12 protein-coding genes are annotated in these 13,007 nt (G+C 43.2%); 4 read left to right on the plus strand and 8 right to left on the minus strand.

Features of this window, described 5'->3' with window-relative positions; all coding sequences use genetic code 11:
- Positions 1 to 21: 21 nt before the first annotated feature.
- From holA to FOC72_RS06740, 6 genes are all read right to left on the minus strand, one after another.
- Positions 22 to 1,068, minus strand: a complete 1,047-nt coding sequence (holA, locus tag FOC72_RS06715) for a DNA polymerase III subunit delta (RefSeq protein WP_002896082.1) — start codon at positions 1,066 to 1,068, stop codon at positions 22 to 24.
- Positions 1,069 to 1,318: 250 nt separating this feature from the next.
- Positions 1,319 to 2,455: a DUF805 domain-containing protein gene (locus FOC72_RS06720; RefSeq protein WP_002896085.1), complete on the minus strand. Its 1,137-nt coding sequence runs from the start codon at positions 2,453 to 2,455 to the stop codon at positions 1,319 to 1,321.
- A 129-nt stretch (positions 2,456 to 2,584) separates the two neighbouring features.
- Entirely contained in the window at positions 2,585 to 4,825 is a 2,241-nt protein-coding gene (locus FOC72_RS06725; protein WP_002896086.1) for a DNA internalization-related competence protein ComEC/Rec2, read from the minus strand.
- Positions 4,809 to 5,489: a helix-hairpin-helix domain-containing protein gene (locus tag FOC72_RS06730; protein WP_032914217.1), complete on the minus strand. Its 681-nt coding sequence runs from the start codon at positions 5,487 to 5,489 to the stop codon at positions 4,809 to 4,811. The genes FOC72_RS06725 and FOC72_RS06730 overlap by 17 nt, the downstream gene beginning before the upstream one ends.
- Positions 5,490 to 5,636: 147 nt before the next feature.
- Complete coding sequence (locus tag FOC72_RS06735) at positions 5,637 to 6,185, minus strand: HXXEE domain-containing protein (RefSeq protein WP_002896088.1); 549 nt, start codon at positions 6,183 to 6,185, stop codon at positions 5,637 to 5,639.
- Between the two features lie 72 nt (positions 6,186 to 6,257).
- Positions 6,258 to 6,998 carry a lysophospholipid acyltransferase family protein gene (locus FOC72_RS06740; RefSeq protein WP_002896089.1) on the minus strand — a complete coding sequence of 247 codons (741 nt, stop codon included), beginning with the start codon at positions 6,996 to 6,998 and terminating at the stop codon, positions 6,258 to 6,260.
- Between the two features lie 157 nt (positions 6,999 to 7,155).
- Here FOC72_RS06740 and FOC72_RS06745 point away from each other — a divergent pair, with 157 nt between their 5' ends.
- The 4 genes from FOC72_RS06745 (at position 7,156) to FOC72_RS06760 (ending at position 11,483) form a co-directional block, all read left to right on the plus strand.
- Positions 7,156 to 9,495, plus strand: coding sequence for a cation-translocating P-type ATPase (locus FOC72_RS06745; protein WP_002896090.1), 2,340 nt, complete (start codon positions 7,156 to 7,158; stop codon positions 9,493 to 9,495).
- A 129-nt stretch (positions 9,496 to 9,624) separates the two neighbouring features.
- Positions 9,625 to 10,371 (plus strand): tRNA1(Val) (adenine(37)-N6)-methyltransferase, encoded by a 747-nt coding sequence (locus FOC72_RS06750; protein WP_002896091.1) that lies wholly within the window; start codon positions 9,625 to 9,627, stop codon positions 10,369 to 10,371.
- A complete protein-coding gene (locus tag FOC72_RS06755; protein ID WP_002896092.1) occupies positions 10,361 to 10,624 on the plus strand; it encodes a GIY-YIG nuclease family protein in 264 nt (87 codons plus the stop codon). Before FOC72_RS06750 ends, FOC72_RS06755 begins: the two co-directional genes overlap by 11 nt.
- On the plus strand, positions 10,617 to 11,483 hold the full coding sequence (locus FOC72_RS06760) for a DapH/DapD/GlmU-related protein (protein WP_002896093.1): 867 nt from the start codon (positions 10,617 to 10,619) through the stop codon (positions 11,481 to 11,483). Before FOC72_RS06755 ends, FOC72_RS06760 begins: the two co-directional genes overlap by 8 nt.
- 44 nt (positions 11,484 to 11,527) lie before the next feature.
- On the opposite strand, the gene FOC72_RS06765 is transcribed toward FOC72_RS06760, so the two are convergent.
- Entirely contained in the window at positions 11,528 to 12,061 is a 534-nt protein-coding gene (locus FOC72_RS06765; RefSeq protein ID WP_002896094.1) for an isoprenylcysteine carboxyl methyltransferase family protein, read from the minus strand.
- Between the two features lie 180 nt (positions 12,062 to 12,241).
- Positions 12,242 to 12,988, minus strand: a complete 747-nt coding sequence (locus tag FOC72_RS06770) for a DeoR/GlpR family DNA-binding transcription regulator (protein ID WP_002896095.1) — start codon at positions 12,986 to 12,988, stop codon at positions 12,242 to 12,244.
- Positions 12,989 to 13,007 lie beyond the last annotated feature (19 nt).

A 13,007-nucleotide genomic window follows, 5' to 3' on the forward strand; every position in this document is an offset into this window, starting at 1 on the left:
GCAATCATTAGAATTTTTCAACTATTTTGCTTGTAGCTCACCCGTCGCAATCTTGAGCAGAGCCAAATCAAACAGGTAATCTTTATCATACAGCCCCGACTTAATCTGATAATCCGTTTCAATCAGACAGGCCATAGTCTTTTTAAGAAAGGTTAAACTCAGCGAACGAGCATCTTTTAAGGCAAACTTGACTTGATAAGGATTGACCTTGCGGCCTAGATAGTCGGACAAATCAGACACAATCTGACTCTCAGCTCTGCCATTTTCTGCTAAAATCTTGACCTGAGTAAAGATACGAAACTGCCCCAGCATAATAGCAATAAGCTTGATTTCATCCTCACCTTGAAGAGTCAAATCTCGCACCAAGCTTCTAGCTTCATCAATCTTCTGTCGCAAAATCAGCTGGGTCAGGTCAAAAATATTGTCCTGAAGAGTCTTGGGAATGGCCTCGGCAATATCTTCTAAACCAATCTGACCAGACTCTTTATAACCTTTCAGAAAGGCTAAATTTTTACTAACTTCACTGAACTGAAAACCTGATTTCAGCAGCAACTGATCGAAAGCTGTCGGAGCAAATTGTAATCCTTCTGCCTGCGCTTCCTTGCTGAAATAAGCCCGTAGATCTGCTTCCTTGAGTTCTGCAGCCTCAAAAATTTTCCCGTCCCGTTTCAGCAGTTTGACCAGACGGCGCTTGCTATCCAATTTGCCTTCTGCAAAGATAACCAGGCGAGTTGTATCTGCTGGATTTTCCAGATAATTTTCAAAAGATTTGAGTTCTTCATCAGTCAGATACCGCTTCTTGGCTGTTGTCAAATCAGCAAAATGATCCAAAATTACGATTTTTTCATCCGCAAAAAAAGGCAGACTGACCAAGTCCAATTCCACATCCTGATAGTTTGCTTCTTTCATATCAAAAATAGCAGTGTTCAAATCGCCCGGTTGAAACTGAATCTGGCGGAGAAACTGCTCCTTCAACAACTCAAACTGACCCAAGTCATCTCCAGCCAAAATGGTCAAAGCAGGAAGGTTGCTTGGCGTGATTTTTTTAATTTCCTCAATAGCTAACACCGCAAGTCTCCCCTACTTTATATTTCTTGTCAATTTTTTTCATGTATTGATTGTAACAAAAAAGAGTCGGAAAGTCTGCTTTTTTCTTTGTAAACAAAATCTAATTTTTGAGTATATCTGCTATATAAATATGAACTATCAATGGCTTCTTTTTTCTTTGTTATGAAAAGCATTCATGTCTCGTTCTGTTAAAACTTTTCTCCGAACGACAGAGCAAAAAGAGCTGGAAATATTCCAACTCTTTCTTTGTTTATTCATGATTTTCAGTTGCATCATCCACATTGTTTTCAGCAGGTGCAGTAGCTTGCTCCTCTTGAATTGGTGAAACAAAAGGATTATCCTCAACAGTTGCCTGAGTTCCAAAATCTTGAGGTGTTGACTGCTCAGGTGTTTCAGCAGTAAATGGATTTTGAACTGGTTCTGCTTGCTCCACCGCTTGACTTTGATCAGAAACAGGTTGTTGTGGCTGTTGACCAAACTGCTGATCTTGGAAGCCACCTTGCTGTGGCTGTTGGCCAAATGGTTGGTTTTGGACTGGTTGCTGTGGTTGTTGACCAAACTGTTGGCCTTGGAAACCACCTTGTTGCGGCTGTTGACCAAACTGTTGATTTTGAACTGGTTGTTGTGGTTGTTGACCAAATGATTGGTTTTGGACTGGTTGCTGTGGTTGTTGACCAAATTGTTGTCCTTGGAAACCACCTTGCTGTGGCTGTTGGCCAAACTGTTGATTTTGAACAGGTTGTTGTGACTGACCAAACTGTTGTCCTTGGAAACCGCCTTGTTGTGATTGCTGACCAAACTGTTGTCCTTGGAAACCACCTTGTTGTGGTTGTTTTTCATAGTTTAAACCTTGATTGTATGACTGTTGGCCAAACTGTTGTCCTTGGAAGTTTTGCTGGCCATATTGCTGACCGTATGAATTTCCAACCATTTCAGGCTTAGATCCTTGACAAAGCAAAACAATCAAAGCAATAAAACATGGAAGAGCTACAAGAACTGCAATAATATTTAGAACAGGAATAAGGATTGCAATAGACGGACCAATAGCCAAAAATAGGAAAGCCCAATGATAACCAGCATCCCGCAAACGGCGAACTATAATTGCCATACTAGGAACTAAGATAGCTAAATAATAAATCAGTAGGATAAACCAAAAAATAACAGCAAATCCTGCCCCAGCCAAGAATGCTGATGGATCTGGTTCATATCCATAAGCTGCGTCCTGAGCTACAGAAAAAATACTTCCTAATGCAGAAACCCAAATAATGATAAACAATGGTACGATGATAATCATGTGACACAAAAACGCCCACCAATAGTCTGACCGACTTGAACGGCCCGAAAAATCAGCATAGTGTGTCCAAAATTTTTTATATGCAGCAAACATAAAATTCTCCTCTATAATTTTTTATACCCATTATCTTATCACAAATGCATAAATAAATCAATATGACTTCCTGACTGAAGCTAAATGGACATGAGAAAAAAGTATCAGTTGGAATCTTCAATCTAGATATCAGCGTACCGTTTCAATCCTCCAGGAATTCCAACCAATCAAACGAATGGCTCCCTGCTGGTCAGTTCGATAGATGGCTGTATTAAACTTCTCAAATCTTTGCAAAGTTTCCTGATGCGGATGTCGATAACGATTATTCTGGCCAGCTGATATCAAGGCCAGTTTCGGCTGAATTTGCTCTAAAAAATCTGGACTGGAAGAGCCTTTGGAGCCATGGTGTCCTGCTTTTAAGACATCTGCTGTCAGCTGAGGGAATCGCTGCAGCAGTTCAATTTCTCCCTGCCTTTCCAAATCACCTGTAAACAAAAATTTTGTCTGAAAGAACTCCCCGTAGAGTACAATCGAATCATCATTTCCACCGTCGCCTGTCCCACTAGGATAGAGAACCTGCAAAGCTGAGTCAAATACCGGAATCTCATCTCCCACTTCTACGACATGGACAGAACTTTCTATCTGCTCCAGCTTTTGAACAAAATCAGGCTGAGTGAGACTTCCTTTGGAAACATAGATTTCCTTGATGGAAAAATGCTTAGCTACCTCCAGCATATCTCCCATGTGATCGGTATCGGTATGAGTCAGGACCAATACATCCAGACTAGCAACACCACGACTTTTGAGATAGGGAATTAAGGTCTTTTCTGCATTGGATGAAGTCTGTCGCTCCTGCCAAGCCTCTTTCTTTCCTATCTCGACTCGTCCCCCAACGTCAATCAAAATCGTCCTGCCCTGCCATTCCCGGAGAAAAATGCTATCTCCCTGACCAATATCCACTACTGTAATCTCATTTTGCAGCGGATGCTTTGTTAGGAAAAATAAGAGAAGAGCAAGCAAACTAAAAGATAAAAGCCAGCTTTTCTTTCTCCGAAAGTCATAGATTAAAGCCAAAACCAAAAGCAAAGCGAACAGTAACCAGAGGTTGGGCTTCCCAAAAATCAAAGGGCGCGGAGCAAAATCAGCTACCCAACGAATCACATCTTCGAGTAAGTCAAAGAAAAAATTGACTTGAGTGATTTTTAAAAGTGGTGACAAAATAAAAATGAGGGTTAAGCCTGGCAGTATCAGCAGGTCAAAGAATAGTGAAAATAAAAAAGTTAAAATCACGGACCAAGGCTGAAATTCAGAAAAATAGTAGATTAGTATAGGCAAAATCCCCAATGAAATAGTCAGACTTTCCGCTAAAAGCTTACGAATCGGCGGTAACTTTTCAAAATCCATCATAGAAATCAAAAAGGCATAGGCGCAGGACAAGACACCGCCTGCTGTCAGAAGAAAATTGGGCATGATGATAAAGAGAACCATCAGTGTCAGAGCAAAGTTATCTAATCTGGTCAGTCCTTGCTGGGCCAACAACTTCTGAACTAAGCTTCTGACGACAGAAACAGAAAAGCCTGTGAGTCCAGCATAGATAAATGAAAAAGGCAGCTGCAAAGCATTTACTGTCTCCCTCTTCATCCCCAAACGTAGAAGAATTCTGCGAAAACCATCCAAAAAGAAACCTACCTGCATACCAGACAAGGCAAACAAATGGATGATACCCAAGCTAGAATACAGGTCACTCATTTCCGCAAACTCCGTATCTAAGTCACCAAACAAGAGTCCTGTCATGTAATGGCTCATTGGACTAGGAAAATTACTTCGAATATAGACCAGCGCTTTTCTGCGCCAGACAGACAGCCAATCCAGTGGATTCAGGCTGGAAATTGGTCTTAGTGACTGAATCTTATTGATTTTTAAGGTACGGTAAATTCCCTGACTCTTTAAATAAGCCTGATAGTCAAAGCCCGAAAAATTTCGTTGTTGCTGGGCATGTTCAAACTCTCCTTCAAAATCAAGGACGACCAAATCTGTCAGCTGCTGAAAAGCTTTCTTTTCACTGGCTGATTTGATCTTGTAGAAGACCTGATAAAGCCGACCGTCCGTTCGCCCTCGAAAGGATAGGGAATCTCCATTGAATTTGATCGTATCCGGCAAAACTTGAACCGAGCTAGCTGAAGGAGGTTCCTGCCTAAAGGCCTGCTCTGCCATTTCCCGACGAAGCAAGAAAAAGAGGACAAAAAGGGACAGGAATGCCAAGGCAGCTAGACTTTTTTTGAGGGGATAGCTGAAAAAGAGACGAAGCAGAAGGACACCCAGCCCTAAATAAGCCAAGGAACTGCCAGAATAGACTGCAAAATAGACCCATACAAGAATGAAAGCCAGATAGATAGGGGCTAGGGGTAACTTTTTAATCCACTGTGACATATTCTTTCAGCTTTTCTAAGGTCTTATCTCCAATCCCTGACACTTTTTTCAGATCATCTACTGACTTGAAGCGGCCATTGCTTTCGCGGTAGGCTATGATGTCAGAAGCTCGCTTCTGTCCGATGCCTGAAATGGTCTGTAATTCAGCCTCTTTCGCCGTATTTAGATTGACCTTGTCCGACTTTCCACCACTGGCACCAGCAGAATCAGAAGCTCCTGCTTGATGCTGGCCACTCTGTGTGACATCAGCTCCTTCTTCACCAATCTTTGCCACATAGATTACTGCTTCATCCGTTAATTTTTGTGCCTGATTAATGGACTTAGCCTCGGCGTCTGCTATCAATCCGCCAGCTTTTTGGATGGCTTCATGCACTCTCGCTCCTGCTCTCAGCTCATAGACACCAGGATTCTTAACTGCTCCTTTAATATCCACAGTGACCTGCTCGCTTTCCTCTTCGTCCGCCTTATCCTTAGAGACAATCTTTTCGCTTTTTTCATCAGCTGAGCTGGATGAGGAAGTTATTTCTTGGCTCAAGGCGGTTACTTGATTTTGCGGTTGATGATTTCCTTTGATAAGGAAAAAACTACCTAGCACAGCGCCAACTACTGCCAGACCGACAAAGAGCTTGTATTCTTTCAGCTTTTCAATGATTTCTTCAAGCATATTTTTCTCCTTTGTCTTTTTATTCGTAAAAAATTCAAAAAAATAAGACAAGCCGAAAGAATTTTCAGCTTGTCATATTTTAAAATCTTTATTTTGCAAGTAGTCGTATAGATAGGAGGGGCATTGATGAAAATAGGAGCTATAATATCAATCTACTTTGCTTATCCTGTATATCCAAGCTTCTAACTTTTGAGCTCTGCTATGTAAAAAAGCCAGATTTGCCAAAAGAAAAGCCATCACTAACACGCTTAGAATCAGAAGTAGCGACCAAGAAATCGACTGCTGACTCAGATAAAGGACAAAGACTAAGGTGAGTATAGGAAAAGTCATCAAAGCTGTGAAGCCGCCCGGTACCCAGCGACGAAAGCGAAACACTTGCATGATATGGCCCAGCAGATGGAGGGTATGACAGAAGCCAATAGCCAGAGCCAGCTCGGGAATGCGAAATAGAATGGCAAGCAGCAAGAGAATAAAAGCTAGCAGAAATTCATCCGCAATCATCAGAGCAATGCTTTCAGCAGAAAGATAACTTCCTCTTCTGGCAATGAACATCTCCTTTTGATAGCCTTGATGGTCTTGATTCTGAGAAATCCAAGGCCGAATCAGGATAATCTCATCAAACTCGTGCAGCATAAACAGTGATAAGGTTACAAAAGATAAAAAAGTAAGAGACATGACATCCTCCTTATAAAACATACAAACATTATAGCTCACGCGCTAAAAAAAATCAGCTCCCAAGCAAGATTGCTCAGGAAGCTGATTAGTATCTTATTTTCTGTGCTTATCCGGATCCCAGACAAAGCTAGCAAAAAAGCTGAAAATGATGGTCAAAATTCCAATCAAAATAGCAGGAATAAAGACAAAGGCACGTAAAATCCGTAAGAAGATATTGCCTTTCTTTTGTGTCTGGTAAGGGGCCACTTCAGCATCCAGACGATCAAACTCCGAATGAATACGGCGAGCTACTTCCTCAACTCCCTCATCATTCATCTTCTTAATGTCTGAAATATCAATTGGATTACCAAAATTCATGTCCACGCGCTCTCCAGCTGCCAAGCCTTTGAGGCTCATGGGACCAGCATAGACTACTGGCATGATACGGACCTTAGCCATCTTAGCAATCACTGCTACTCCTCCCTTGACATCCGTAGAATGGCGGCTTCCGCTTGGGAACATAATCAGGGAACGATTGCTCTTTTTCAGCATATTGACAGGATATTTGATAGCTGACGGACCAGGATTTTCCCGGTCGATAGGAAAAGCACCACACATGCGAATCCACCAGCCGAACACGCGATTTTCAAAAAGCTGTTTCTTGGCCATGAAAATGAACTGCTTGGGCTTGGTCGCAAAAGCCATGTAAACTGGATCCCACCATGTCCGGTGAGGGGCAACCAAGATATAATTTTCATCTTTTGAAGGAATCTTTTCTTTATTGTGATAATGTGCATTGCCGTTCAAGGTCCACAGGATAAAAATCACTAAACCTCGCAAATAAGTATAAAACATAAACTCTCCTTATTTCAAACTGTGATTGTACTTGAAATTTATTACATCCTTTCCCATTATACCTTATACCCTTATAGTCTGCAATATTTTTCCAAACTTTGGCTGTAACAGCTGATTCTGATAGCCATTTCCATAAAAAAATGGTATCATTAATCTCATGAATAAGAAAGAATTAATCGGTTTAAACCAAACCCAAGTAGATGAAAAGATTTCGCAGGGCTTGACCAACGATTTTACAAGTGACACCAGCACCAGTAACTGGCAAATCGTTAAGCGGAATGTTTTCACCCTTTTTAATGCCCTTAACTTTGTTATTGCTCTAGCCTTGGTCTCTGTCCAAGCCTGGAGCAATCTGGTCTTCTTCGCAGTAATCAGCTTTAACGCCGTCACTGGTATTATTACGGAACTACGAGCCAAACACATGATTGACAAGCTTAATCTGGTCAGCCGAGAGCTGGTCACAGTCATCCGCGACGGCCAGGAAGTCAAGATTCAGCCAGAAGAAATTGTACTGGGCGATCTGATCAAGCTGTCAGCCGGCGAGCAAATTCCCAGTGATGCCCGTGTAGTAGAGGGTGTTGCCGAGGCCAATGAAGCCATGCTGACAGGTGAGACTGACTTGGTTCTCAAGGAAGAAGGCGCTGAGCTGCTGTCTGGTAGCTTTCTGGCCAGTGGGCAGATTTATGCTGAGGTGCACCATGTCGGCGCAGATAACTATGCCAACAAGCTCATGACTGAGGCTAAAACACTCAAGCCTATCAACTCGCGCATTCTATACAATCTTGCGAAAATTTCCCGCTTTACTGGAAAAATCATCATTCCTTTCGGATTGGCTCTCTTCTTTGAAGCCCTAATGATAAAGGGACTGCCTGTCAAAAACTCTGTCATTACCAGCTCGACAGCCCTTTTGGGTATGCTGCCTAAGGGAATCGCCCTGCTGACAGTCACGTCACTCCTGACAGCCGTCATCAAGCTAGGTATGCGCAAGGTTCTTGTTCAGGAAATGTATTCTGTTGAGACCTTAGCTCGGGTAAATACTCTCTGCTTAGACAAGACCGGGACAATTACCCAAGGTAAGATGACTGTTGAAGCCTTGCATAGCCTGTCGGATAAGTTTTCTGATGAGACCGTCGGTCAAATCTTAGCAGCCTACATCCAAACCAGTGAGGATAATAACCCAACTGCTCAGGCTATCCGCAAGGGCTACGGCCATCTGGACCATGCCTATACTAGCGATAATGTCATCCCATTTTCTAGTGACCGAAAATGGGGCGCTATGCATTTATCCAGTGTCGGAACTATCTTTCTGGGGGCACCCGAAATGCTGCTGGACAGCAATCCTGCAGCGGTTGGAGAGGCTCAAAAACGCGGATCGCGGGTTTTGGTGCTGGCTCACAGCGACCAAGTGCTAAACAAACACAGTATCCAATTGCCTGAAGATATGACTGCTCTGGCCGTTCTGGAAATCACCGACCCTATTCGTGAGGGAGCAGCCGAGACACTGGACTACCTGCGCTCTCAGGATGTTGATCTGAAAATCATCTCTGGTGACAATCCTGTGACCGTTTCCCATATTGCGAGCCAGGCTGGATTTGCCAACTACGACAGCTACATCGACTGCTCTAAAATCAGCGACCAAGAACTGGTTGAGCAAGCAGAAGAAACAGCCATCTTTGGCCGTGTTTCTCCCCATCAGAAGAAGCTGCTCATCCAGACTCTTAAAGCCGCTGGTCGGACAACAGCCATGACGGGAGATGGTGTTAATGATATCTTGGCCTTACGTGAAGCAGACTGTTCCATCGTCATGGCCGAGGGAGACCCCGCAACTCGGCAAATTGCCAACTTGGTCCTTCTTAACTCCGACTTTAACGATGTCCCTGAGATTCTTTTTGAAGGCCGCCGAGTTGTTAACAACATTGGCCGGATTGCTCCGATTTTCTTCATCAAGACCATATACTCCTTTATTCTGGCTATTATCTGTATCGCCAGTATTCTGCTCGGAAAACCTGAATACCTCTTGATTTTCCCATTCATCCCGATTCAGATCACCTTGATTGACCAGTTTGTCGAAGGTTTCCCACCCTTTGTCCTCACCTTTGAGCGCAATATTAAGCCGGTTGAAAAGCACTTCCTCAAACGCTCCCTGCAGCTAGCTCTGCCAAGTTCTCTCATGATTGTCTTCAGCGTGCTATTTGTTCGCATCTGGGGCAGCAGCCATGGCTGGAGCGACATAGAAATGTCCACCCTGACCTACTACTTGCTAGGCAGCATCAGCTTCTTGTCAGTCATTCGGGCCTGCCTGCCACTCAACCTATGGCGCAGCCTGCTCATCATCTTCTCTGTCTTTGGCTTCTATCTATCAGCCTTTGTCCTGCAGCACCTTTTGGAAATTGCAACGCTGACAGCGGCAACTTTGCCAGTCTATCTGATTCTCATGGTCATTTTCGGACTTGTCTTTGTTGCCTGCACTATCAAGCAGAAATACAGATTTGATTAAGGGCTAGCTAAAATAGAATCAGCATTTAAGCTCATGGAAACATGCGAGAATCCTCGCATGTTTTTTTGATTGTGCAAAAACTTCCCATATCCCTTTGGAATCCTTGCTAAATCATGCTATAATTGACTTATGAACGAAGCAAAACTAAAAGACGGAGAACGCGTCAACCAGCTCTTTTCGACGGATGTCAAGATTATTCAAAATAGTGAGGTATTCAGCTATTCGGTAGACAGCGTGTTGCTTTCCCGCTTTCCAAAGCTGCCTCAGCGGGGGTTGATTGTCGATCTCTGTGCTGGAAATGGCGCTGTCGGACTTTTTGCCAGCACGCGCACCAAGGCTCAGATTCTAGCAGTCGAGATTCAGGAACGTCTGGCAGACATGGCCGAGCGCTCCATCGAGCTCAATGATTTGACCCAGCAAATGCAGATCATTCAGGACGATCTGAAAAATCTAGGCCAATATATCACTGGCAGCAAGGTTGATATGATTCTCTGCAATCCCCCATATTTCAAAGTGGACAAGCAATCCAATCTCAATGAAAGCCAGCACTACCTTTTAGCCCGCCATGAAATCTCAACAAATCTGGAAGAGATTTGCAAGATTGCCCAGCGAGTCCTCAAATCCAATGGTCGGTTGGCTATGGTTCATCGACCAGAACGCTTTTTAGATATTTTAGATACCATGCAAGCCCACAAGCTGGCTCCCAAGCGCATCCAGTTTGTCTATCCAAAGTTAGGTAAAGAGGCCAATATGCTGCTTATCGAAGCTATTAAAGATGGTTCCCGCGATGGTCTAAAAATCCTGCCTCCTCTCTTTATTCACAATCAGGACGGCAGCTACACTCCGGAGATTCACGAGATTTACTATGGAAAATAAAGCCTATATGTACGTGCTTGAATGCGGGGACGGCTCCCTCTACACCGGCTACACGACAGATGTCCAAGCCCGACTAAAAAAACATCAGGCTGGCAAAGGTGCTAAATACACTCGCGCTCGACTGCCAGTTACCTTACTTTACCAAGAGGAACACCCTAGCAAGCCGGCTGCCATGTCGGCTGAAGCCCTCTTTAAAAAGAAAACTAGACAAGCCAAACTGGCTTACATCAAAGAAAGGACTCAAAATGCCTGAAATCCAGTTTAAAGGCGACTTTCATCATATCGAAATTTCCCCAGACAGCCAGCTCGATATCGGTCAAGATGTCATCTTCCAATCTTTTACCAGCCTCAATGTAGCCAGTGGCGCACAACTCAAGCTAGGAACCCGAGTTTTCTTTAACGACCATTGTACTGTCCGCTGTCAGCACTCTATCGAAATCGGCAAGGACACCATGTTTGGCGATGGGGTCCGCATTTTTGACCATAATCATCAGTATTCTAATTATCACATTGAGAAGATTGATTTTACTGTTGCGCCAGTCAAGATTGGAGCTAACTGCTGGATTGGGGCCAATACTGTGATTCTCAAAGGTGTGACCATTGGTGATAATGTCATCATTGGAGCCAACAGCTTGATTTTCCAAGATATTCCCAGCAACTCTATCGCTATGAGCAAGGAAGAGCTTATCATCAAGGAGCGTCCACAGGGCAATTTCCATGCCTTTACGCTGACGGCTTCTGATACTTTGGAACAACTGGCCTATTTAGCAGAAAATCTGCCAGAATTAGAATTTCACATAGCTGCTAAGACCAATATTTCTCCTTACTTAGCCAGCTTTAATGACTATCCCAATATCAACCTCTACACCAATATTCACCAGGATGACTTTATTGAAGACTTGCTCGATAGGGCGGATATTTACTTGGATATCAATCACTGGGGAGAAGTCGACCAGATTGTTCAAAGAGCTATCAGCAAGGGGAAGCCAGTTTTGGCTTTCAGCCAAACTGCCCACCAGCCTGAAGAAAATACTTTACTTTTCGAATCGGACCAACCCCAGCAAATGGCTGATGAAATACGAAAATTATTGAAAGAAAAGTCTAGGACATAAAGGTCCTAGACTTTCTTTTGCAGTCGATATGCATTTTATTAACTTTATTCACCAGCAATGCCATTTGGAATGATAACTTCCTTGAGTAACTGCTCTTCTTCCTTGATACGGACATAGAGTGTGATACAGTAGAGCGGGAAGAGGATAAACAGAGCAAAGTAGGCATGACTGAGCAGGGCCAAACCTACCAATTCTGGAACAACATTCAGGAAATAATTAGGATGTTTGACATTGCGAAAGAGCCAGTGGTCAACAAACTTATGATCCTTAACCAGCATGAGCTTGATGGTCCAAACTGGCCCCAAGAGCTTGGCAACAAGGTAGAGCATAAACATAGAAAAGAGCAACAACACAGCTCCCAATAGGCTCACAAAGTCAAAAGCTGGCTTTTTCAGGAGCAATTCCAGAAAGCAAACCGCATAAAAAAGCATGTGCAGGTACTTCATGATATTTGAGTTTTTCACCCCGTACTCCATACCACCCTTAGCCAGAATATCCTGCTCATTCTGAGAGGATTTCCTCAAAAACACCAAACGAAAAAGTGACACAGCCACAAAAATCACTATATTGATTGTCATAAGACCTCCTAAAATTTAATAATACATTTTATTATATAAGGAATTCCGCAGCAAAGTCAAGACTGTTGTTTACAAAATCGACCAAGATATAAAAAAGCTGAGACTAGAATTTCTAGACAACATCCCAGTCACAGCCTCTAAATTATTCATTTGAACCAGGTTTCTCTCACTGGTCAGACATCACAGAATTTCAACATAAGTGCTGTATTTTTCCTTGACTTTCGAAGCGATATTGTCGTCCGTCACAACTGCACTGAGGTTGTCCAGCCGGTAAAAAGAATAGAAGGAATAGCTGTCAAACTTGCTGTTATCGGCTACAATGTATTTGCTGATGGCGTTGTTAAGGATAATCGCATCTCCGTTGCCTTCCTCTTCATTGCTGGTCGTAACATTATGACCGTCAATGCCATTCGCCCCAATAAAGGCCTTAGAAACCTTGATTTCTTTCAAAAGATTATTAGCAAACTGACCAACAAAGGTTTGAGTCTTGGCCCGATAGCGTCCGCCAATCAGAATTAAATCTAAATTAGCCCTTTCTTTTAACTTTTCAAAAATTGGCAGCGAATTGGTGACAATGCTGATATTTTTGCCATCCAAATAGTCTCCGATAAAATCCGTTGTGGTACCTGACCCAATAAAAACTGTATCCCCGTCAGCAATCAAATCCGCACATTTACGGGCAATCTGCTTCTTCTCCTCTACATTCAGCATTTGCTTTTCTGAGTGGGAAATCTCGTTGAGGGCATTTTTGACCTTCTTATGGGCTCCGCCATGAACACGGGTCAGCATACCCTGCTTCTCCAAATCAATCAAATCCCGACGGATGGTCATATCCGTGACGCCCAGCATTTCTTTGAGGTTTTTAACAGCAACCACACCTGTTTGATCCAGTTCTTGCAGAATGATTCTATGTCTACTTTCTTTCATTTTACATTCTCCTTTTGCT

The organism is Streptococcus sanguinis (assembly GCF_013343115.1).
Lineage (GTDB): Bacteria > Bacillota > Bacilli > Lactobacillales > Streptococcaceae > Streptococcus > Streptococcus sanguinis_H.